At 44.0% G+C, this 23,529-nt stretch carries 14 protein-coding genes and 2 pseudogenes; 5 read left to right on the top strand and 11 right to left on the bottom strand.

The annotated features are described in order from the left end of the window. Positions 1 to 48: 48 nt before the first annotated feature. The 6 genes from CZ794_RS05585 to CZ794_RS05555 form a co-directional block, all read right to left on the bottom strand. Entirely contained in the window at positions 49 to 1,215 is a 1,167-nt protein-coding gene (locus CZ794_RS05585) for a zonular occludens toxin domain-containing protein (RefSeq protein WP_087040672.1), read from the bottom strand. Between the two features lie 2 nt (positions 1,216 to 1,217). Beyond that, positions 1,218 to 1,496: a DUF2523 family protein gene (locus tag CZ794_RS05580; protein WP_087040671.1), complete on the bottom strand. Its 279-nt coding sequence runs from the start codon at positions 1,494 to 1,496 to the stop codon at positions 1,218 to 1,220. A 4-nt stretch (positions 1,497 to 1,500) separates the two neighbouring features. Beyond that, positions 1,501 to 2,862 carry a hypothetical protein gene (locus CZ794_RS05575; protein WP_087040670.1) on the bottom strand — a complete coding sequence of 454 codons (1,362 nt, stop codon included), beginning with the start codon at positions 2,860 to 2,862 and terminating at the stop codon, positions 1,501 to 1,503. Positions 2,863 to 3,331: 469 nt separating this feature from the next. Beyond that, positions 3,332 to 3,541, bottom strand: a complete 210-nt coding sequence (locus CZ794_RS05570) for a major capsid protein (RefSeq protein ID WP_087040669.1) — start codon at positions 3,539 to 3,541, stop codon at positions 3,332 to 3,334. Between the two features lie 263 nt (positions 3,542 to 3,804). After that, positions 3,805 to 4,110, bottom strand: a complete 306-nt coding sequence (locus tag CZ794_RS05560) for a hypothetical protein (protein ID WP_087040667.1) — start codon at positions 4,108 to 4,110, stop codon at positions 3,805 to 3,807. Positions 4,111 to 4,120: 10 nt separating this feature from the next. Further along, complete coding sequence (locus CZ794_RS05555) at positions 4,121 to 5,353, bottom strand: phage/plasmid replication protein, II/X family (RefSeq protein ID WP_087040666.1); 1,233 nt, start codon at positions 5,351 to 5,353, stop codon at positions 4,121 to 4,123. 116 nt (positions 5,354 to 5,469) lie between these two features. Here CZ794_RS05555 and CZ794_RS05550 point away from each other — a divergent pair, with 116 nt between their 5' ends. Continuing rightward, complete coding sequence (locus tag CZ794_RS05550) at positions 5,470 to 5,673, top strand: hypothetical protein (RefSeq protein WP_087040665.1); 204 nt, start codon at positions 5,470 to 5,472, stop codon at positions 5,671 to 5,673. A gap of 281 nt (positions 5,674 to 5,954) precedes the next feature. Here CZ794_RS05550 and CZ794_RS05545 read toward each other — a convergent pair whose 3' ends face one another. Next, entirely contained in the window at positions 5,955 to 6,431 is a 477-nt protein-coding gene (locus CZ794_RS05545) for a hypothetical protein (protein ID WP_179207250.1), read from the bottom strand. Between the two features lie 189 nt (positions 6,432 to 6,620). Between CZ794_RS05545 and CZ794_RS05540 the strand changes: the two genes are divergently transcribed. Then, entirely contained in the window at positions 6,621 to 7,283 is a 663-nt protein-coding gene (locus tag CZ794_RS05540) for a hypothetical protein (RefSeq protein WP_087040664.1), read from the top strand. A gap of 126 nt (positions 7,284 to 7,409) precedes the next feature. Here CZ794_RS05540 and CZ794_RS05535 read toward each other — a convergent pair whose 3' ends face one another. The 4 genes from CZ794_RS05535 to rhuM form a co-directional block, all read right to left on the bottom strand. Beyond that, a complete protein-coding gene (locus CZ794_RS05535; protein ID WP_087040663.1) occupies positions 7,410 to 8,165 on the bottom strand; it encodes a zinc-dependent peptidase in 756 nt (251 codons plus the stop codon). 28 nt (positions 8,166 to 8,193) lie between these two features. After that, entirely contained in the window at positions 8,194 to 8,646 is a 453-nt protein-coding gene (locus tag CZ794_RS05530; RefSeq protein ID WP_087040662.1) for a hypothetical protein, read from the bottom strand. Positions 8,647 to 8,777: 131 nt separating this feature from the next. Continuing rightward, on the bottom strand, positions 8,778 to 10,829 hold the full coding sequence (locus tag CZ794_RS05525; RefSeq protein WP_087040661.1) for an autotransporter domain-containing protein: 2,052 nt from the start codon (positions 10,827 to 10,829) through the stop codon (positions 8,778 to 8,780). Positions 10,830 to 10,923: 94 nt separating this feature from the next. Beyond that, positions 10,924 to 11,922: a RhuM family protein gene (gene rhuM, locus CZ794_RS05520; RefSeq protein ID WP_087040660.1), complete on the bottom strand. Its 999-nt coding sequence runs from the start codon at positions 11,920 to 11,922 to the stop codon at positions 10,924 to 10,926. A 658-nt stretch (positions 11,923 to 12,580) separates the two neighbouring features. Between rhuM and CZ794_RS05515 the strand changes: the two genes are divergently transcribed. The 3 genes and pseudogenes from CZ794_RS05515 to CZ794_RS14265 form a co-directional block, all read left to right on the top strand. After that, the gene (locus tag CZ794_RS05515; RefSeq protein WP_087040659.1) at positions 12,581 to 16,039 is read left to right on the top strand and encodes a BRCT domain-containing protein; all 3,459 of its coding nucleotides are present in this window, start codon (positions 12,581 to 12,583) and stop codon (positions 16,037 to 16,039) included. Between the two features lie 68 nt (positions 16,040 to 16,107). Next, positions 16,108 to 18,564: pseudogene (locus tag CZ794_RS14270) on the top strand (hypothetical protein); the annotation flags it as partial. Positions 18,565 to 23,412: 4,848 nt separating this feature from the next. Continuing rightward, positions 23,413 to 23,529 (top strand): annotated as a pseudogene (locus CZ794_RS14265) (hypothetical protein); the annotation flags it as partial.

Raw genomic sequence — 23,529 nt, 5'->3', positions numbered from 1 at the left:
TGTCGCATGGGGCTGATTTGTCATAACGTCTGTTACATTATGCGAAAACTAACTATAAGGCCTTGGGGACTCAAAAGTTGGGATATCAACTGGCGCAGAACTACTAGAAACTGATAAAGGATTAAGGTCACCGCTGCCACTGGTGTCATCGGTCGAAGAATTAGCACTGACTTGGGTAACTTGACGGGAACGCGGAATAAGCGCTGGGGATTCATTCATCTGATAGCACAAGCTATCAGACACAAGCAACGGCTCACCATACCTATTGTATGCGACACAACTGCTGTCACTCGCGATTATCATAGCTGGTCTTACGTCCTCATGCTCTGCAAGTATCGCTATGTGTTTTGGTAAGTACTTAGCTTTGAGTTCTGCCAACTCAAAGGTAATTTCATTAATACGTTCTAACTGTTGCTGATTTTGTGACTGTAAATCAGTGATTTGGGTTTGATCGGTTGGCACATCTTCTCTTGCACTGGGGTTCAATATTTCGCTGTCTTTACCAGTCTGATACACAATCACGCCTATCACAAAAAGAGCAAAAATCGGTAACGCTAGAATCATTGGAAACTTAAACGGCTGCGCCTCATGCGCGGATGCTGACTTATAAGAGTTCTCCCATTTCTTTCTGAAGAAAAAATTTTCAACGGATTGCGCGTCTTTTAATGTCGATTCACTACGTGGGCTTAATTTGAAATCATCAAACTTATAGACCTTCGCCCATCTTAAGTTCATCTTGCGTTTGACGTGCCAATGATTAGCAATCAAACCCCTAACATGGGTGTGTATATACTGGGGAAACTGTGTAAGTAGATAGATTGTGTGACCAGCATGACCGTGTTCGTTGAGTGACACAGTAACAGGGTTCTTCGAGACAGAACCATGTGTATCTTTCACCCACTCTAGTTTGTGACACTCATCAAAGACGAAATACGAGCCATAAGGCGGACACCAGCAATTCTCAGGTTTGGCTGGGTCTTCATGAAGACCAAACCAAATCGTTTCTTTCTCTTCTTTCGTCAGTGTCGTTATGCAGTCTACAAAATGGATTGGTGTGTCGTCTCCGTTGATCCCTGCTATATCGATATAGACAGGAACACGCGGCTGCCCTTTCTTCTCACGCTTATCATTGTCCTTTTCAAGGGCATGTAGGATTGGCATCAAACGCTGCGACTTACCGTTACGCGGCTGTCCTGTGATTAACTCGATTGCCATAGCTAACCCCTAGCCCCTACTGCAATCTTAGTCGCAATCATAAACCCTTTGATAGATAACGCACCAAACACAACACTAATGGCATGGTCAAGCTGCGCTATCGCCATGAGTGCTGCCACATCACCCATTAAGCTAATTTGCCCTAAAGCAAGGTTTATGTACTTATCAAAGAAATACTGAATAATGGTGTAGCTCACAATACCAACCGCAAGGCTCATGACAACTTTGGCAATAGAGAAACCGATAAACCACCGAAGAATAGCTATTAAAACCGCTGGCATCTTATTACTCTCCTTTTATGATAATAAAAGCGCCACTGACATAGGCAAGAAACATGATCCCTACCCCAAGTTGACCGAGATAGCCACACAAGATAGGCATAGGCAACGCAAAGTGCTCACCAAACACATCAAAACTATAAGCTTCACCTGATGGGCACTGCGCCTTTGCATTAATCATGTTCTGATTAACATTGAAACCCCTAATTGCAGACCATGGGTCTAGATGAGCATCTAACTCCATATCTTCTAATTGGGGAGCTAAATCGGCTTGTTGCGTAGGTCTTAACAAGTCTCTTATCTGTTCTAACAAGCCTGTTTGCTCGTCTTGTCTATCTGTAACTTGACTTAAGTCAAGCGCCCTTATTGCATCAATCACTTCGTCTAGTTTTAATTTCAATGATGTATCGTCATATTTATTGTCTTTTACCGCTTGGATTAAATCATTTAACTTTGCATTTGTTTCTGACATATCAAGATTAATATCACCGTCAATAGTAAATTCCTTGTCGTTTAAAACCTGTTTTAAATCATCAAGTTTATTTTCAATACCAGTGGTATCAAAATCAGGATTATTCTGCTTAATTACATTAATCAGCTCATCCAATTTATTATTTGTCGTCGTAATATTAGTATTGATATTTTCAGTATTGTTTATGATTGTATTCTGATTTGATGTCATATTCTCTGTGAGAGATATGATGCGATTGTCATTGTTTATAATGGTCTGATTTTGGCTAACAAGCTGCTTGAGAGTTGCGCAGCAATCACAAACAGGCTTTCCATCCTCATCGCACGTCTGAATGACTGGGTCGCAGTCTTCTGGCATGTCATCTTTCACACAGTTTCCACCGAGCATCTTCATACCCGCAGGACACTGCCAAATGCACTTGTTACCGTCTTTGACGTAACCAGCAGGACATTTTAAAGGGGCAACACACTGACCAGATGAATTTCGGACAGAATCGCCAGGGCAAGCGCAATTAGGATCATAATCAGGGTTTGATTTCTTACCGACGAAGACAAGAGTAGTACCATTGTCACGAATACAAGCAGAACCATTGAAATTGGGAGCATCACCACGAGACTGACAAGCAGCTTCGCCAGAGGGAAAGAAAACGGTAGGAGCACTGTTACGATAATACAAATACTCAGACGGACATTGAGCTGTAGCTGAAGAACCACCGTTACCAGTAAAACCACTATCCCAACTGCCACCACCACCACTACCACCAGTAGAACCACCGTCACCAGTGTAATCACCACCCCAACTGCCACCAGCACCACCCATTGCATAGGCAACAGAAGCCAAAGAGCTTAGGGAAAAAGCACAGGTAAAGAGCAAGACGAACGAGAAAAAATATCTCATATCTTAGAAATCATAATGCGAACCGTCGCCACAGCAGTAAAGACGATTAACCAATTAAAAATACTAGGAGCATCCATAACTAATTCCTAAAAATAAGGGTAGCGAAACCAACGATTAAAAACATAAAAAAGACATTGCAAAAAATATCCACTACTTAGACCTATTCTTTAAAACATCATAAAAAAAAGATAAATTATCTATAAGGACTTTAATAATGTGAAAACAAACAACCAAAGAAGCGGCAAAGAAAAGAGCAAAAAAAGGCATGAAAAAATTAATCAAATTAATCATTTCATCATGAGTAACATATTCCATAAAATCACCATCCATTGGGGCTACACCCCAAACCCCGTAGTTATTTAATTAATGAAAATAAAAAAGCCTATTTCCATTAATTAAACAACTTGAAAAAATAAAGGGTTAGCTAACTTGCGCTAACTAACCCCCAAAAGAAAAAACAACAGCATGACTACTTCAGAACTCTACGAACCATTCCAATCAAGACAACAAGTACGGTAAGTCCAAGCATGGCCGTACCCGTCGACATCATCGGCGCTTTGTTGCCGTCAATCTCACCAATGATGTTGGTAACATCTATTGCTTCGGCTTGGGCAAGCACAGGTGCTAGCATCGCGTAGAGCGCGACAGCAAGACCCACAAACCATCGATACAATTTCATAAACACTATCTCCTGAGCATCGTTTTCATTAGGCTACCAATTTCACCAATTATCCAACCGAGTATCAGTGACGCACAAATGGCAACAGATAAATCACTAGCTTGTGCTCTAGTTATAGATAACTCATCGACAATGCTAGTTTGCTCTACCCACATTAAACACTGTGTGTGTTGCTGTGTATCCAATTGGGCGCAAGCATAAGACATAACGATAAATCCTCTAATTGAAACAGCGCTTGTGTTGATACAAACGCCTATGACTAATTAAGCTTTGATAGCCTGCGGCAGCTTCACGTCTGTAAAAACTGTCTTTGGGTTTCCGTATTTGTCCATCTCGATGCCCAAATCCATTTCAACCTCACAAGGCAATTTGCCGCGCAGGGCGTCAAGCTTGGCAAAATTATCAGCACTACCATACTGATAAGTTGTTTCCTTCGACCCATACTGATCGGTATCGCTAACTGGGACTAAAACCGTAATATTGGTAAAATCAAGTGAGTAAGGATTACCCGTCTCTTTTGCCTTACCTTCTTTCTTAACTCTTTCAATTCGTGACACGATATATTTCATTACTATCTCCTTAGGCGGCTAATACATTAGCTAGATTAAATTGCGATATTGGCGGCTCATAGCCCACTGGGAACTGATGAGCGAAATCAACATGGGTAAAATTAACAAGGGGAACAATGTCGCCTTTGCGCTTGGCATGTAAGTTCTCAAGCCATGCTTTTGACAGACCAGCATCAGTTAGATGCTTCAAATTATCGTAATAGGTGCTAGACGAATAACGGTCTTTCACAACGTCCAAACCCACATCACGAACAAGATGGAAAAAATTCATTGCATTATTAGCACGTGTATAAGATGGACGGCCCGCTTTAGTGATTGTCCCGAGCTTGCGCTTTAGCAGCTCATGTAAATCATTGTCGGTTGCATACGGCATGGCTTGCCCCTTAAACGTCTCAAATATCGGATTAAATGACTGGAACCATAAATCACGCAAGAAATTAGGGTTTGCTTCCTGATACTTAATCAGGTCTAACAAGCCGACAGGTAGCCCCATTCTTTCGAGCTTCCTAGCCTTGATGCGTGCTTCCCAGCGCATCAACTTACGAGCGAAATCAAGTAACTCATCCGTGTAAACCGTATCTACTATCAATCGCGCTTGTTCGTCTCCAGCCTCTGCTTTCTTCTTAAATTTCTCCAACTGTACGAGCATTTCAGGGTGTTTGGCATAGCATTTCAGTTGCACAAGCCTAGACGTTTCACCGCCCCAGTATGCTGTAGTCGAATACTTCTTATTCTTCGTAGGCTTTGTTTGCCCGCTTTTTATACGACTCAAGTAGTCGATAACAGCGGGTATCACTTTCTCATTTTGCACTTGACTACTGTATGTCACATCAAGATGGCGAACCGTTGCGAGATCTACATTTAAAAACGGCGCTACCTGCGGGATAGACTGAAACAGTATACCCAGCATCTCACAAGCCGCATTTCCAATGCTCTCCCCGCCATACACGTTGTGACCTTGCAACAACTTGGCTGGGGACGCTTTTATCTCAACGTAGGGGTCAGAATAATTGGACTGATGAAAGAGCTTAACGGCTAAGCCTGTGAACGAGCTTGGTAAAGTGTCGTAAGGTGAATATAAGTCTTGCGGCTTAAATTCGCCATTCTCCAGCACCTCTACATGGCGAGACGCCATTTCGAAACCATAATCACTTATATTACCGTTCAAAAATGCAGTACCATCGCTGACTCGCGTCAGACACGATTCACGAAACGGTATGGATATTCGGAGATGGTCTAGCATAAATACCCTCGTAACATGGTTGCACGCAACAATTTAGCAAATCATAACACTGACACACGCAACAATGCAACAATGTGACAATATATATCTGTAAATCTTTAACAAAGGGGGACGAAATGAACGAGAGCAAAACATACAGAGTAAAAGCGGATTTGGTGAAGAAGGCAAAAGAGAAACAAATGAAATATGTAATAGACAGAAAGGAAGTTGTAGACGAAGCAGAAGTGATAAACGCTCTAATACTAAAGGGATTGGAGGTAATAAAAAACGAAGATATAGAGAAATATTTGAACCTGAGAATGGATGGTAAGATTAAATAATTCCGAAATCTCGGACTAGAGTCCACCATTAGAATACGTGGACTCTTTTACGCCCCGCAACTTTGCTTCCGTCCGTCCATTGGGCGGGCGTACCAAAGTTGCGGGGCGCGTTAGATTTCGCATAATGGACATTATGACTGCGCCCTCGAGGGCAAATCAGCCCCATGCGTCATAGATTGTCGCATGGGGCTGATTTGTCATAACGTCTGTTACATTATGCGAAAACATACCAACGGTTTCAGTAGAAGCGCTGACATCTTTAATATCAATTCAGTTTTCTACTAACGACACGCTTCAAGCAAATGCTTACTCAAAGTTTCACCGTCTTCATTTAAGCTAACATCTGCGATTTGGCACTCTTTATCATTGCACGTCAAATCATAATAGATATTGCTACCTTGCGCCAAGCTGACTTGAACCAATCCTTTATCAGCCATCGAAAACTTTTTGTCTTGCGTGTAATCAGGATCTTGAGAATTCCACAACACATCATAATCAACATTGCAGGACATTTGAGTTTTATCAAAATAATCCTGCTCAAGCTGCATGGCTGCTTGCAAGTCAGCATTGGCGTATTGTTCCAACACAACTGGATTATCCATGCCTTCATGATCGATATCTTGCTGATACATCTTGGTGACAGTAGCAATCTTTATGACATCGAGCGCTTGAGATGACTCCGTTGCAGTCGCAGCCACAGGATTGATTGCAAACAACCCTACGGTCAATAATATCGGCAATGAATGGTATGTTTGCATGGCGTTCTCTATAAGATTTGCTCATCTAAGATGTGTCACACTTATTACATCATACTCATATTGTGACTGTGCTGTATTATCGTATTATTCAGGTTCATATACTAAAAATCTTGTTTATCAACCTTTTTGAGAACTGCTTATTTATATTAATAATACTTGTTTCGCTAACAACCACAGTGAGGATATTTTATGACTAAGCCATGTGCTTCTAAAACCCATTCTTTCAAATTAGCGATTGGTGGCCTTTTAGCGTTCTTATTATTGGCAACTGGTTGCCATTCTGTCGAATCTGATGTGACGGTATCTAATCAATCAAACGCCTATTCATCAACATCGGTTACCTCAGATATGAGCCAGCAGACTCTTAGACAACAAGCGTTACGTATACAGCGTGCCCTTGCTAATAAAGACTTTGCTAGAATCACCAATGACATTCATCCGACACGTGGTGTGCGCTTTTCGATGTATGCTTATGTCCGCCCTGAGTCTGATAAAGTGTTTAGCCGCGCGCAATATGCACAATACTTACAACAGTCAAATATTCGCTTCACATGGGGTGAAAAAGACGGTACTGGCGACCTATTAATCACGCCACTGCCGACGTATTTGGACACTTGGGTAAAAGGTGCAACGTTTAATGATGCCAGTATTAGCCTCAATGAGTTAAACAATAATGGTAATTCTATCAACAACTTAAAAGACGTATATCAAAATTCAGAGGTGGTTGAATTTTATCACAAAGGCAGCGATGAATACGCTGGTATGGACTGGCGTGTACTGCGATTGGTATTTGATGAATATCAAGGAAGACGATATTTGGTGGCTATCATTAGCGACCAATGGACTGTTTAAATAAAAGCGTAAGCATTTGAATGGCCAGATATAGTCTATTAAAAAAGGGTAATGCGTCATATATGAAGCACTGCCCTTTTTGTCTCTTTTTCATATTGCATTATATTCATTTTTCAATATATAAAGTTATAGTTTTGGCTGAAGCGGACTTTGCTTAAAAAACTTCACCATAATCTCATAAATATCAGGATACGCGTCAACCAACTTTTGCGGCGTCTCAAAAAATACTTCGCTGAGCACGGCAAAAAACTCGGCTGGATTGGTCGCACCATAACGATCTAAACCTGACTTTCGGTGCGTTTGAAAATCTTCAAAATCTCGCGACATAATTTGTGTCCAACGCGTAGGGTCCATGTCAGGCTGCATCGGTGGAAAGCCATTAGCGCGGCCATTCATCATATCGAGCTTATGCACAAATTCATGAATCACCACATTATGACCATCACGCTCACCTGAATGTTTAGCATCCTTCCAAGAAAGAATAACAGGGCCTCGCTGCCATGCTTCTCCACTACGGTGCTGACTGCCTTCGTGGACGATGCCAAACTCATCTACCGTTGTACTCTCGCTTTTGTACGAACCTTGATAAATAATAATAGACGACCAGCCAGCGTACCATTCAAGACCTAGGTTTAAGATAGGCAAACATGCTTGTAGCGCGATTGATTGTTTGACCGCATCAGTAATTTCAAACCCTTGTGCGCCTGTAAAAGACTTATCATCCAAAAACAAAGTCGCTAAGTCAAATAAACGATCTCTCTCCTCCTCGCTTAATCTATCAAGGACAACGATACGCTCAGCTGCCCGTGTCCAGTCGTCATGTGTGAATTCGCTGTTGTCCAATATGCGCTGCTCACGCCAGTCTTTGATGATGTCAAACATTCAAGTTATCCTTTTTATCATTAAAAACCTAATTAAGAGGTAAAACCTGTATTCCAGCTAAGTTTAGTCGCTCAAAACTATCACCTGTTTCAAAGTCCCAATTATCAGGCATACTACTTTTGAGATTTAGTCCCTTTTTGGTATCAATAAAACTTGATTCATCTTTAGATATGAAAACTATTTTCCAGTGCTTAGCTATCAGTTTAGCTACCTCTTCTTTTGGTTTTCCTTCTTCAAGTAAACGAATAGACTCCCATATTATAATAGAACATGGAACGACATGCTCTGGATGAGGAGGAGCTCCATCAGCGACTTCTTGTGATTTTCCAACGGTAACAAACTCTACTTCTGGGTGTAGAATATAGGAGAAAATCCTAGAATGCACTCCTAAATTAATGCCTAATTTTTTTCGTTCAATACAGTTAAGAAAATGTTCAACTAAAACTAGAGAGGTTTTATAAACTGTTTCTTGTTTATTCATAGTTAAATCCTTAACGATGATAGTAGGCTAGGTTTGAACCACCGCGAATTTTATAGATACATTAAAATATAAAAAACGCCGCTCATAAATAAATTACTGAGCGGCGCAGACTGTCATCCATACATTATGTTTTAAAATTGATATTGTAAACCTAGCTGTACTGAGCTGTCTTTATCATCACGTGCAAAGGTGGTATCGCCATTCAGATAAGCATAGACATTGTTATGCACCTTGTTGCTAACACTCAGCTCAAAGCGTCCATAATCATCATCTCTATCTGCTTGGCTGATGCTAATATTTCTGTCTTGCCCATCAGCAAGAGAGGTCGTCGATAAACGATCCATTAAACCATCTTCGATGACATGTACGTAAGCGAGTTTGCTTTGAAGCTTGGCGGGTGTACCCATCAAATCAAAACCATACTGTAGCTGGTAACCAAGCTCTGAGTCCCATGCCTCACTAGATGTGCGGTCAATTTTTAGGGCTGTGCGAGAGTTGGCATTGCCGCTCGTGTAGCCGTCTATGTCGGTATCACTGTAGTTCAAACCTAAAAAAGCACCGTGCGCGATGTTTTTCTTAATAAGAAAGTTGTAGCCAAGCTCATTGTAAGCGCTAAAAACATCGGCATCAGTATTACCGCGTTCGCTATTGTTAATAATGTTGATACCATTATTACCATCTAGTCTAACGGTGCTATTAACATCTAAGTCATGTTTAGATAAGCTTACAGAAGTCGTATTCCACCAAGCCGTGTCTTTACCGCCCAATAGCGAGTAAGCTTGAATGCCATAGCTGGTGTCTTTTTTGATACCGTTCTCTACAGTTTTATTGTTTTGATTGGCCGCTTGTAGACCTGCACCAACACGCCAGCTAGGTTGCACAATGTATTCACCATAGATACCAATATTGGCGCGAGTACCTTCTTGTACGTTATCAGAATCAACATAGCTTTGAGAGCCGTCTACCCAAACATGAGTACGCGAAGCATCAAGGGTGCCATTGTTATCAATAGCAGGTAAAGCCAAAGCATTGGCACGCTCAAGAATAGCTGAGTGCGAATCAGTAGCACTGCTCTTTAACGCAGCCCCCATTCTATTTTGAAGATTAAGCGCGCTTTTATTTGCGGCAATGATATCAGCATTGGTTTGCTCAACGATCAATCTGCTAATGATACGCGAATAGTCACGCATTCTTTGTGCGATACGTTCTTCCCCAAAGGCAGCTGTCAGCACGTCCTCATTGTCTAATTCGGGATTGTGCCACGTGTAGCCACCTGGGATATTTGGGTTTTCCGTTTGCGTGTAACCATCATAATCAGGGCCAAGGGCCCAATTGGTCGCCTCAAATCCTACGACGGGCATCACGTTGTCAAAAGACTCCTGATCGCTACAGCAGCCAACGCCATAAGGCTCGTAGGGTTCTGTCGCGCCAGGTGCAATGATGGCTGGATTGACTTCGAGTGTGATACCTAGCTCTTTTGCAATACGCAGCGCGTTTTCACGTAATTCTACATTGGCAGCCACTTCATTGCCGTCATCGTCATAAGCATTTCGTCCTGCATTGGCATACATCTTATCGCCTGTAATCAAGCTATCTAAGTTGATCATACCCAGTGCTGTAGACTTTTCTGCGTCAGTGAGCTGATCAACAAACGCCTTTGAACCATTGAGACCGCCCTCCTCTGCGCCAAACGCCACAAACTGAATGTCATGTTCTGTGTCAATGCCACTCAGATTTCTTGTCAACTCAGTCAAAACGCCAGAGCCAGAAGCATTATCGTCCAATGCCTCTAGATTTTCATAGTTTGGATAGGCGACGGCAGAATCATAATGTGCGCCGACAAATAGTGTTTTATTGGTATCAGCAATACCTTTTTGGGTCACAATAATGTTATTACTCGTTAGTGTTTGACCTCTAAATAAACCGCGAGGTGCAACGAAATCAAAAGTCTGACGATCAACTTGATTGTTACTGCCATCAATGGTCATACGTTGCTGCATATAGTTAGCAGCTTGGGTTTCCTTGTCAGATCCGGTATAGCGACCAGCATAGTCGCGCGCGAGCGTTAACGCCGTTTCTTTACCATAATCACCGTATTGGGCTTCTGCAAATGTTTGTGAGCCTGTAAGTAGTGTCAGTGCAGCGACCACTGAAATCGTGAGCGGTGATAATCTATTATGCAAACTGTTTCTCCTTGGTTAAAGAAATGTAATCGACACTAAAAAATAACTCAATTAAATGTGGTTTACAAGAAAAAGAAACAACGCATTTTTTAAATCAAACTTCCAGCGACAACATGTTCATAATCAATTTAATCAAGGTTTCCTTTTGATTCGGGTCAGACTCAGCGACCAACAAGGTTAAAGCAGCAAGACCTGTGTTATTGATCACCATCTCACCTTTATCATTAAGTAAGCGTCCGTTACGATGTAAAAAATCTACAAATAAGAAGGCTCCGCTACGTTTATTGCCATCAGTAAAGGGATGGTTTTTCACCATGAAATACAATAAATGCGCCGCCTTACTCTCGATAGTCGGATAAGCAGGCTCCCCAAACACCGTTTGCTCTAAATTGCCAAGCACACTACTCAAGCCGTCACCACGAGGCTTGGCAAATAGCTCAGTCGCCTCGCCTCTATCGATTAGCTGTGATTTTAAGTTGTTGAGCGCGTCCATTGCGTCAGTTGGACTGGGTAAGATGCCGCCTTCTTGCCCTGCTGGATCATCTAATAGACCCTCGTCATAGCGCTGTAACCATAAAAACGTCTGTGTATAGCGACTGATTATTTCAACTAGGCCGCGTCCTTCATCGGTATTCAGCTCAGGGCTTTGTGCTGTTTTTCTGATAAGGTTTAACGCTTGCTGCAACTCATTAGAGTTTTTATCAAGACGCTGTTGGTTAAGCGTATATCCTTGTACCAAATACTCACGTAAGCGCTGGGTGGCCCAAATGCGGAACTGAGTGCCTTTTTTGGAGTTCACACGGTAGCCCACAGAGATAATGGCATCCAGATTATAAAATCGAATATTACGACGGACTTGTCGCTTACCCTCCTGACGAACTACCGAGGATTGCTCGGTAGTTGCTTCTGGGTCTAACTCACCTTCTTTATAGATGTTTTTTAGGTGCAAACCAATCGTGTCAGAGTCTTTTTCAAATAGTGTGGCCAATTGTGCTTGTGAGAGCCATAAAGTATCATGCTCTAAGCGAATCTCAATCTGAGTCTGTCCATCTGCACTTTCATATATCTCTACTCTTACCGCATCATCATTCATAAAAAGCTCTCGTCGCGTGATATCACACTATAATCTAATAAAAATAACGATATCTTAAGCTATCTAACTTTTAAGTACATCGATGATAATTAGGACAACAAAAAACCCAAGCCAGTACATAATGACTGACTTGGGTTTAGTGTTTTGAATAGCATCATAACGATGTCTCATTCAGTGTTGTGTAATCTACCTCATAACCTGGTACATGGAAGACTCACTGGACTGCACCTAGATAGTGCCCCTAGTGCATTAGCTCAACCACGATTGCGTGGTTGCGCCAGCGAGCTAATGACACTAGGGGCACTATCTAGGTATTAGCAGGACTGAAACAGTCTTCCTTGGGTAAAATGTAATGGCTTGACTCGTGGACGACGCAGCATCGTCCTTCACCGAAAACGGCGAAACGCTAAATCTCACAACGTCCCTATTCTGCCCTAATCTCAATCAAGCTGTCAATCAATCTTTGTTCAATAGTAGCAACTTTTAATATGGATGCGTCATCTAGTGTCGCACAGTTTTACTTGTCTATTTGCGCGTCATACAATGTCGTGTTTCTATTTTTTAATTAACAAAAGTTCTTGATATTTATTATCAAATAGGCTTTTATATGCTTACAAAATATCATTCGCTGACTACATTATTATTAAGGCACACCACTATGAGTCTGTCGTTCGAACAAATTCAGCATGCTTGGCAGGTACAAGATCCAAGCTTGGTCGAAAAGCTTTGTTTATTATCCCAGCAGCCCGATCCGTTACCTGAATCGCCGATACCAGAGGATGAGCTGACATTTGAGCGATTTTTACATAAGATTTTGAGTTATTCATTCCGCGAGCAGCATCCTGGAACACAGTTTGCAGAGCGTGTAGCGATGATGGCAGTCTTAGAATCAGATGAAGGCACCTACCCTCTCCCTGATCGCTACAAAATTCACTTAATATTAATCGCACTTTGGGAAGATAAAAGCGCCTACTCAAGAGCCATCTTAAAGCAAGCTATCAATGATTTGCCTTTGAGTTACGGCGTTTGGCGCGGGTTAAAATATATTTATAAAGCGGCTGAATATGAGCAAGATTATGAGATTTTTGCGCCTATCACTGCCAAAATTGATTTGCATCGTTTTGACCAAAAGGCCCGAGACTCCGTCAGTCTTGCTACCAAAACCTATATGAGCCTCAGAGCATGGCGCTATCTGCGTAAATTGGGTCAGCAGATGCCAATGGGCTATATTGAGGCCGCAGTTTGCGTGCTTGCCAGCTATGATGAAACTATGGCCATCGGTCAATTGCCACAAATCAACAGTTGGGTGCTCAATCACATTTGTTTTCACAACTCAGCGGACTATGGTGTCAGTCGATTTCATAGCCACGCACCGCGTAAATTGTTTGATAATAAAGGTCGCGCGTTTAAAGACGCATGGCAACGTGATTCTGAACCGCTGATTAGGCTATTAGCAACAGCGAAGAACGAGGCCATACGGCAATTTGCGACGGACAGTCTAAAACACGACTTTAAGATCCAGCTACGTGATGTGAGCCATCAAACCATTCAATATCTATCGGCAGGCTATGCACACAGTCAGGCACGCGATGAGATGATCGTATGGCTGATTGAGCAATCCCCGCATTTTGAGAAGTCAAAATTTGTAGCGCTTGGATTGCATGAGGTGGTTCTCAAGTTATTACGTTCAAGCTATCCTGCCGCTTATCAGTATGCCATCGGTTATGCCAAAAGTTATGCACAATCTCTCCCGTTGGCAGAGCTAATGATGCTAGCCATGTCAGATCATGAGCCTATTCGCAGCTTTGCCATCAGTGTTATTTTGAGTCGTCATCCCGTCAATGATATTGGGGTATCAGGTTGGGGACAGTTATTAGATACCTCTTATCACCACAATATTGCCGCCGAGCAACTCGGTAAGCACTTCACACGCCGTGATCTGACGGCTGAATGGTTTTTTGAACGATTGATCAGCAATCAGTATTACAGCATGCGCTTTGCCATACGTAGGCTACCTGAGCTATATAGCGCAGCAGAGCTTGGGATCGATTATTTTATTCGCTTAGCAATGCATCTGGATATGACGCAAAGCGGTGACAGCAGCTATCTGTGCATGAACTTTGCGCTACAAGAACTCAAGCGTCTTGATCTGAGCACTGTAGATAACAAAGTATGGCAGTATTTATTGCTGCATCCACTAGCGCAGCAGACGATCGTTGATTGGATCGATGAAGATATCTTGTCAGGAAATAAGATTCCCATGCCCTATTGGCACGCGCTCGCCTATGAGCCTGATTGGCATAGCAGTAAGGAGATTGCACAGCTCAAAAACACTCCCTATCTCAACCATTATGATGATGAGGGAAAAACTCCCTCAAATGTAAATACGGTCAAACAGTGGCAAAAAGATCTAACCTTTGATGAATATTTGGCTGATACCGTGCGCGGTTGGTTAGCTGATGTGCGCCGGTTTGTACCAACTGAGTTAGGGTTTGAGTGGCTCATGACACTTGCTCGCAGTGAGCATTCAGCATACCGTGAATTTGCGATTGAACGCATTAATAAAGGTTTCTTGCCCGCTGATTTTGCGACCACTCAGAAGATGTCATTAGAAGAAGATCAGGCTAAAAATACAAACACCACTCAAACCACTGGAGCCAACGAAGTTACTGTCGATTTGGACAATCAGCGTTATTTGTTTACAGGTAAAATGCAAAGCATGAGCCGAGGCGATGCTGAAAAGCTGGTCAAAGCAGCCAATGGTGCGATCAGTAGTGCCGTGAATAATAAGTTGGACTATTTGGTAATCGGTGATGATGGCTCGCCTCTATACGGCGCTGGTCGCAAAGGCAGTAAGCAGCTCAAAGCCGAGGCATTAATTACCGCAGGCGCACCCCTCAAAATCATATCAGAAACCGCATTTTTGCAGATGCTGACAGGACAATCACGTGCAGCATCCGAAGACGATACAGTAGCAGGTGCAGAAGTGCTGTGGTCAATGGCAATCGACGATCCTACGGCACCCGTCAGCGAGCTGGCGATCAGTTATCTCAGTCATCATCACGAGCAGATTTGTATGGCATTAACGGATAGGCCTGTCGATCCCGATGCGATTATTCCCTCTGCATTTTTTAGCGCCAAGCGCGTTATACCGTTATTGCAAAGCAGTCAGCAAGCGCTACGTCATTTCGGCCTCTTATTAACAAAATATGAGCTGGCTAAGTGGTCGCCAACGCCGACGCTTTGGCTGATAATGGCAGAATCGCCTTATCTTGAGGTCACGAAGCTGTTGCAACAAGCGCTATTGGCAGCACCTTCTGTCAGCAATCGCGCTTACCATGTACCTGTAGAGCAGTTTAACGAGGCTATGCTCAACGCATTCATTGGTAGCAAAAAACGACTGGCACGGCAGCTTGGCATGAAATTATTACAGCGACATCATCAATTTCAAAATCCGAAGTCTCTTTACTTATTAAGCCAAAGCGCTGATCGTGAAATACGCTATGCCGCAGTGACTATGCTGTGGAAGCAGTATAAGGCGCGCCATGTCTCGCCTCTTTGGCAGCCTGCAAACCAGCATGATAAAAATGAGAGTGCACTAGCAAGCAAAACAAGCACTGCTAACACTGAGCCCCATGCAAAAACTGACACAAAAACCTTTACGCATACCGCGCCAAGTGATTGGTCAACCAACCCCCCTGCTGATTTGAATCAATTACTAATGCTATTAAGACGTGGACTGTTTGAGTTGCCACCAGGACGATTGAGTCCTTCTAACAACAATGAACGATCAAACTCACAAAAAAACGAGCAAGGTCGTCATTCAAAATATTCGCAGCGCCCTGACAAAACACAGGGAGCGACAGATCAAGCAGAAATCCTCTCACCCAAACCCATACCTGCCAGCCAAGCAAAACTGGCATTGATTGAGACATTCCGTGATGTGGGATTGGCGGATGAGTATTTTGCTAAGTTGATTATGCCTTTGTTGTACACCTTTACCCATTCTGCAGGCAAGATGGAGCGTCATGCATGTCTGACCGCTGTCACGCGCTTATTGCACCGCTACCCCCAGTTGTCCGAACATTTACAGCCCTTAACAGCTAGCTCAAGTTAGAGAGTAAGTAGCGAAAAAATAAGAAAAATGAGCACATCACACGACGCCATTTCAACTGAGATTAGATCATGAAAACAATTGTATTGCCCTATTGGGGTCAGATTATAGGTTTGGTCAGCAGACCATTCACTCCTGAGTATACACCGCAAAAAACCACAAAATCAGCAGCGCTACCAGTCGCACAGAGTCGCAGTTTATTCATCACTCGACAGCCGCTAGGTGCTGAAAGCAGCCATGCAGACTTGTATCGACTCGATAATATCGGTGAGCAAATAAGCTTATCAACCACTGCATTACCCTGTGCGATGGATGCCATTACCACGATAACTGATGACACTATTATATTGCTCGGCTGTGATGGGCACTTATATCAGACCGACTGGCAAGGAGAGATAATCCATAAAATCAGTCAAGAGTCATTATTTGCAAGCATGATTGAGGCTCAGAATAGCACTGAAAATACAGAGACTAATACAGACACTGAGTTTGTCACCAAATCCTTATCAACGAATAGCAGCCCGCAAGCAATTGCGATGACCACGCTGCATCAAGCTGTCCTTGTGTTATATCCCAATGACATCGTCGTCTGTCCATTTGCTAGTAATGATTCTTTAAGCCCATTAGTGCAGACAATCGCCAATCAGATTATCGTGCAACCTTATGCAGATAGTAAATCTCAAAAAGCCACTTCGCTTGCGACATCCAGTGATGGTAAGTGGCTCGTAATAGGCGATAATCTCGGTAACGTCAGTAGCTATCAATGGCTAAGTAATGATGATACTGGCGCTCAGCTGATTCAAAGTAGCCATAAGCCATTACATCAAGGCCGCGTCAATGCCCTGTGCTTTGAGCCTATTGGTCATTACTTTTTTTCAGCAGGTACAGACAAGCAACTTTATCGCACTCATGTACAAGGTGAACTACAAGCGATAGATAGAGCCAAATCAAGCCAGCACAGTCAAATGATCACTGCGCTTTGTGTCTCAGATACGCGCCTATTTACTAGTGCCGATGACAACAGTATTAAATCATGGGCGTTTGATAAAGGTCAGCCAAACACCTGCAAGGAAGACCTTAGTAAAACGCAGCGACTGGTCTATTCAAGCTATGCAGAAAAACCTGCACTACTGGTAGTTGGCACGGATCAAAGCCTGCGTTTTTTGCCGATTGATGAGACACAAAACAGTAAGCTCCTAACGGTTGCCACTGTCATCGAGGATGGATATCATCGCGTTCAGCAGCTACTCACTGACCATAGCAATAACAGTGAAGTAGCGTTTTTAGAGGGCTTGGCACTGCTTGAATCACAAGCGGATCAGCAAACGATCAAGCTGGTTGGACGCCTTTTAGCAGATCGTAGTAATAGTTTGAGCGCCAGTCGCGCTTTACAATTAGTACAGTGGCTCGCTGGCACAACGCTTGAGACGCGCTTAGCGATACTCGAGGAGCAGCTCAACTCACCGCGCAGTAGTAGTGTCCGCCTTGCAGCGTTTGAGGGTCTGGCTATCGCTGCCACTCATACGGCAAGTCCTCACGTACTACCTGCTTATTTAGAATATGCTCTTGGATGCGCCAACGAAGACGTCATTAGCGCCGCACTACAAAGCTATCTAAAAATCGCCGTTCAAGACGCGGACAAACAGCCTCGTGTATTGCCGATTTTGCAACAAGCGCTGTCACATTCTATGCTGCCCATTCGCCGGCAAGCGTTGGCATCGCTTGAGCATTTACTGCCAGATATCAGTCCAAAAGCAGATTTTATGGCTTTGGACAGTCGCTACCCTGACATTATTCAAGCAGGTCTGATTCGACTCTATCAGCGTGGCTTATTGGATAACCCAGAAGTATCGCGCCAGCTGATGCTACTACAAAGCCATCATCAAGCCGACGTCAGACAAACTGCCTTTTATGCCGCTTTACTGGCGCAGCCTGAGCTCATCACTGCTTTAAAACAGCAAGCGCATGCTCTGGATGACGCTCAGTTACTACGCACATTGACCGACTTTGATGATTTTCGCTTACTGCGCGGTACAATCTTTGATAACGTAAAAGCGGATAAGCGTACGTCCGATCATGATGAGCTAGTAACTATCAAGATAGGCAAACGTTTTGATCAACAAAATAAAAATGCGATTGGGCGTACTACTCAGGGCACCGAAGAGGACAGCGCTGCCATCAACCTTGTATTGAATACGCAGGATTTTGCTGCATCAGCAGCACAAACGTCCACACCAGAACGAGCAACAGATAAAAGCCCCATACTAAATAACTCAAGCCTTGAGCCTTTATTACAAAACTTGAGTAATCGCTACGAAGACATCGGGTTTCGTGCCGCCTATGCCCTTGCCTGCTTGCAAGATGAGCGCGCATTTGGCACCTTGATACGGTTTATGCATCACAAGAATGATGCGTTCATTCGTGCAGGCGTCGCTGCTGCTTTGGGATATCTACAGTTAGTCGATGGTAAAGCCATTTTGCCCATCTTGCTTGATGATCCTGACGCAAGCGTGCGTCAAGTGGCCATGAGCGCGTTAGGTAAGCTTGTCAGTGATGATCTTTCTTGGGTGGCGTTTGGTTTTGCATCAAAGCATCAAGACATTCATGAGCGCGCGCTTGCGATATTGCTGACACAAGTGCTCAATGACAAAAAAGTATCTGCTGACTCATCAAGCATGAGCACAATACTAGCGCAAGCACTTAATAACCCTTTCACCAGTATTCGCCTTGAAGTGGTCAAAGTGCTGCTCAATCGAGCGCTTGAACGCGCGTCCAAAACCGCCATTATCAATATGATTGAGCAGCTACAGCACAGTCTATTTGAGGATGTGCATCAAGTGGCACTAGAAGAATGGCAGCGGTTATTACTAAAAAGCGCGTCAAAATCAGCTACGACGCAAGACAGTACTACAGACACCTATCAAGCCGTTTTGACTTTGCTATTTGCAGATAACTTTGCCAATATCCGTAAGCAAGCGTTTGATACAGCACTTAAAAATAGCAAGCGCCTCGGATTTACCGAGCTGATGTTGACCGCACTGGCGAGCCCTTATCTCGATATCAAACGTTTGGCGCTCAGCCATTTGCAAACCAAAGCCAGCACCCAGCATCTGCGTGACTTGATGCCTGCCTTAATCGCTTTGTTAGCCGATGATAGTATGGACTTACGCCAGCAAGCATTAGAGGTCGCTTTGGCGGCCACTGATATGGGCATTTCGTTCAGTCCAAACCATAACAGTAGTCGTAAAAATGACAATGATACCAGTCCAATCGATCATGAGGCATTATTCAGCGCAGGGCTAAGTAGTCCTTATCCTGATATTCAACTGACCGTTGCCAAATTGCTGGCACGTCAATCTCGTGATTACCCTGAACCGCTAAAAACGCAGTATGAAGCCAGTGCTTACGCAGTCTTTGAGCAGTATCTAAATAAAGAAATGCCTGTAGTCGTCATTGATAAGAAAAATAATGAGGATTATAAGCAGTGGCATCACCATATCACAGAAGCACTAACGGGCTTAGCAACGCTCTCTGATCCACAAAAATATCACGCTTTAGATTGGTATGCGCGTTACCTACATCATCCAGATGCAGATTTTAAAGCGCTTGCCCCAAAGCTTATGTACGTTGCGCCTGCACAAGATGCCGAAGTGGCTGATGTGTTAGGCACATGGCAAAAAGACGAGCGACCTATTATTCGTCAATCAGCCAGTTTGGCTTTGGCAGTTTGGGGCGACAGTCGCGGCCAGCATTTTTTTAGCAACACATCGAGCAACAGTGCTCGTACCAACGATAACAACCAAGGTAGCTTGCGCCATCTTGTCGAGCCTATTGGCCCTATTCAGTGGCTACAAGCGCGCGCAGGTTTGGGTATTACGCAGGCACAGCAACTGCGCGAGTTATTCGATACGCAATCTTATGCACCAGCAGCTAGATTATTGCTCATATTTAATGCCTTGGCGTCACCATTAGCACTACCGCTCATGCGACCTGAGCGCTTGATTGAGGCGCTTAGCTTTGCAGACAATGAGACCGCTGTTGTTTATGCACATGTATTGGCACGCTTTGACCTGCCTTTAATATCTAATTGGCAATACCTCAGTAAATACCTCTCGCAGAAGATTGACAGCATTTTGTCTGCCCACCCAAAGACGCTAACACTGTTATCAGAGACAAGTGGCACAAACGCGCTTAGCACGACTGACGCACGCGCCAATATCCTTAGTACTGTGGATGTCGCAGACTTGCAGCACTTTGCACACTTGACCCAGCATGAGCACCCTTTGATACGTGCGCAAGCGGTAGCAGTATTGGGTCATTTATCCCATCTACTGACGCAGCAACCTTATGACGATGTGGCACAAGTAGTTACTGCCATACAATCATGGCGACGCAGTATCGAGGCCTTACTTCAGCGTCACCACAGTGTACCTGTTACTGATGATGCCAGTCAGCAAGGTTTACGCAGAATTGACACCGATCATAGCTACCAGACACTTGCGTTTGGCGCGTGGCTTGGTGTGATTCGTGAAAGCGACAATGACAATAGCAGCACCGAGCAAGCAATTCGCGGGCTAATGTGGCTGACCAAAGCATCAGCCGATAGCAATCCATCTAAAGCTATCGACTGGGCGGATAGTGTCAGTCGTGCGCTGTTGCCTCTACTGCATCGTCCTCATATTGAGACGCGCGAGCTGGCATGGGATTGCCTAACCCAGCTACCTGTTCTGGCGTCAAAGCTGGCTGAGTATGCAATGAGTACGCCGTATCGTGATATGGTCAAGCGCGGTTTGCAGTGTCTGATTGAGAGCAAAGATGACGCTGCCCTTATTGATAAACAGCTCAGAAGCCTACTACTCACCAATCATCAGCTATTGGCAGAAGAGACTTATCAGCTATTAAAAGCGCGCGTGGGGCATCTACCAGCAAGCCTAATGGCACTGCATACCGAGAGCTTACCGCTCTTGCGCCAGTTGGTCAGTGAGTGGCGTCAAATCACAACTCGCGCTTCCAATTCGACCATTACGACGGCAACCACACTAGATACCTCTGATCAGGTGTTATCAGAGCAAGCATTGCGCCAAGACAAGCTGACTTTTTTATTACAAGCGCGCCATTGTCATGACTGGCAGGCACGTTATCAGACCTTTATGCAGCTTATAGAGTTTGACGAGGTCTTGTTTACCGATACTGCGTTTAACAATACAAAGCTTATTGACGAGCTGTTTGCCTTTTTGCTCGACAGTACAAACAAATATGAGCAAGGTCAAATTTTGTCTCTTATTACTCAAGTATTGCAATCTTGCCAGCGCGTGCAAGCCGCCGCGCACAATAACGATATTAATAAAGAACTTGATAAAAAGAGTGTTGAGCAAGTGGCTCAGACAGCCTACAACAAGCTATTGGACTTACTAGATAATTCAACACTCAAGCTATCAAATGCTGACTTGTATCGAAATATTGGCGCGCTTCGTGATAAGTATATGGCAGCGCCTTTACGCCACCGCTTACAAAAACTGTTCGAACATCCAGCTTCTCACTCACATCAAGAGCGCCAGCAGCTGTTTGATACGCTTGTGATGATAAGCGGCTACGACCAACCTATTTCTGATTACTTGGGTGAGGATAAGGATTTGCGCTGGCTACAACAGCAGTATCCAAGAGATCCTGCAGGGCTACTGTCTTTATTTGTTTTACTCCTTCGCTATGCCGACTACGCCCATGCCGCCCAGCTGTTAAAATCACTGGCTTGGATACCTGCTGTCTGCGAGCCAAACACTACTATTATTAAAGATATCATTGGTAAACACCATAGCACCGACAAAGAAGATATTGCTACGCGTATTGATAAAGCCTTGGCTTTGGCTTATGAGCAGTTACCTGCCAAATATACTCAAAACCTGATTGAAGCCATCGCTTACCGTGCAAAAAAATGCAAAAATAATGCAGATACCCTAAAAAACATACTCAAAAAAGCGCTATCGAACAAAGACGCGCACATACCATTTTTGGCCGCGGAAGGTTTGGCACTTTGCGGTAATAGTGAGGGCTTGAGCACGTTAATGGCAAGTATTGATTATCATACGGATGGTGATATTCGTCGCCGTAGTGTCCTTGCCATCGGGGAGATGATGCAGGTTGAACCTCAACCTGCCGACAAGTCGATACAGTCCTCTGCTGTCCAAACCACGGACATGACAAATGCACTATACAAAGCTTATGATAAGTTGATCAAACTGGCAGAAGATGATGAGCATTACTTGCAAGACGTGGCCTCTGAAGCGTTGGGGCATATCGCGCAAGGTGGTCACTTTGAATATAGCGCTCAGATTTTTGACTTACTGACATCGCAGTTATCAGACCCTGAGTTACAGCCTTATAACCCAGCTATTACTCACTGGTTAAATGGGCTGCGCTGGTTGAATACAAATGCCGCTTGGGCGCAAATCCGTAGTCACATACAGCGCCAGCTGCATCAGCAATTACTGTTTGCACCGCAGCAGCACGCCATCTCTTTATTGTCACATCATGATAGTGAGGCAAATAAAACACTGCTACTAGATATTCTCAAACAATACAGCGAGCAGACAGCGATACTAGAAACCGCTTATACAGCGGCACAAAACCTATGGGGCAGCCATGCTGATCATATCTATATATACGATTGGGCGGCAATACAAAACCCAAATGAGGACTTTGCGATATTAGCAACGCTGAGTCTCAAACGTATCGTAACGTATAGCAGCATTGATACGCTGGCGCCTTTCATCACTGAGCATATTCATCAACTACCCGCACAGACATATACCGTATTACAAAATGCGCTATTGGCAAAACCAGATATGAGCCATCCGCAGCTTCGTAGTTTGATGGACAATCCGGATGCGCAGATACAGCACATAGGCCTACGATATATCACTCAGTACCCTAATCAGTATCTTGATACGCAGATGCAGATTGACTGCAAGCAACACCTAGTCAACGCTCAGCAGCAATGGCAAGCACTACTTGATAGCCTCATAGCGCGTCCAGCAATGCGGCAGGATGATTCATGGCTGACCGAGGTACGGCAAGTAGCAAATACTATCACCCATCTATTGTGGATCACTTGTCGCTATACTACACCTGATAAAGCCGTGTTTATATGGTTAGCAGCGCAGCTAGCCTCACCTGTTATTAGTAGCGTGACCGCGCTTGCTACTGCGGTCAGCCACTATTGGCAGCAAGCCTTATTAGGGCTACTGGCACGGCAGGCGAGCGACGATCATTTGCTGACTGAGCTAATACCAACTCTGACCGGCATTGCCCATGATCAAACCGTGCAATTAGCTACAGACGATAACGCGCTATTGTCCACCCTACTCGAGCGCTTGAGTGTGCAAGATGCTCAAGTAAACAAAGTAAATGAAGCGGGTGCGTTGTCACGGTTGGTGGGTTTGTTTTCACAACGTAGTGATGATACGGAGGTACTCAACGTAACGCCTCAAACAGAC

The sequence above is a fragment of the Psychrobacter sp. JB385 genome (genome assembly GCF_900163785.1).
In the GTDB taxonomy this organism is placed as follows: domain Bacteria; phylum Pseudomonadota; class Gammaproteobacteria; order Pseudomonadales; family Moraxellaceae; genus Psychrobacter.
The sequence above is the reverse complement of the archived record's forward strand: the minus strand, read 5'-3'. Positions and strand labels throughout refer to the sequence as shown.

Excerpts from the sequence above, each read along its gene's own strand:
- CZ794_RS05585 (WP_087040672.1), bottom strand. The coding sequence starts at position 1,215 with ATGGCAATCGAGTTAATCACAGGACAGCCGCGTAACGGTAAGTCGCAG.
- CZ794_RS05580 (WP_087040671.1), bottom strand. The coding sequence starts at position 1,496 with ATGCCAGCGGTTTTAATAGCTATTCTTCGGTGGTTTATCGGTTTCTCT.
- CZ794_RS05575 (WP_087040670.1), bottom strand. The coding sequence starts at position 2,862 with ATGAGATATTTTTTCTCGTTCGTCTTGCTCTTTACCTGTGCTTTTTCC.
- CZ794_RS05570 (WP_087040669.1), bottom strand. The coding sequence starts at position 3,541 with ATGAAATTGTATCGATGGTTTGTGGGTCTTGCTGTCGCGCTCTACGCG.
- CZ794_RS05560 (WP_087040667.1), bottom strand. The coding sequence starts at position 4,110 with ATGAAATATATCGTGTCACGAATTGAAAGAGTTAAGAAAGAAGGTAAG.
- CZ794_RS05555 (WP_087040666.1), bottom strand. The coding sequence starts at position 5,353 with ATGCTAGACCATCTCCGAATATCCATACCGTTTCGTGAATCGTGTCTG.
- CZ794_RS05550 (WP_087040665.1), top strand. The coding sequence starts at position 5,470 with ATGAACGAGAGCAAAACATACAGAGTAAAAGCGGATTTGGTGAAGAAG.
- CZ794_RS05545 (WP_179207250.1), bottom strand. The coding sequence starts at position 6,431 with ATGCAAACATACCATTCATTGCCGATATTATTGACCGTAGGGTTGTTT.
- CZ794_RS05540 (WP_087040664.1), top strand. The coding sequence starts at position 6,621 with ATGACTAAGCCATGTGCTTCTAAAACCCATTCTTTCAAATTAGCGATT.
- CZ794_RS05535 (WP_087040663.1), bottom strand. The coding sequence starts at position 8,165 with ATGTTTGACATCATCAAAGACTGGCGTGAGCAGCGCATATTGGACAAC.
- CZ794_RS05530 (WP_087040662.1), bottom strand. The coding sequence starts at position 8,646 with ATGAATAAACAAGAAACAGTTTATAAAACCTCTCTAGTTTTAGTTGAA.
- rhuM (WP_087040660.1), bottom strand. The coding sequence starts at position 11,922 with ATGAATGATGATGCGGTAAGAGTAGAGATATATGAAAGTGCAGATGGA.
- CZ794_RS05515 (WP_087040659.1), top strand. The coding sequence starts at position 12,581 with ATGAGTCTGTCGTTCGAACAAATTCAGCATGCTTGGCAGGTACAAGAT.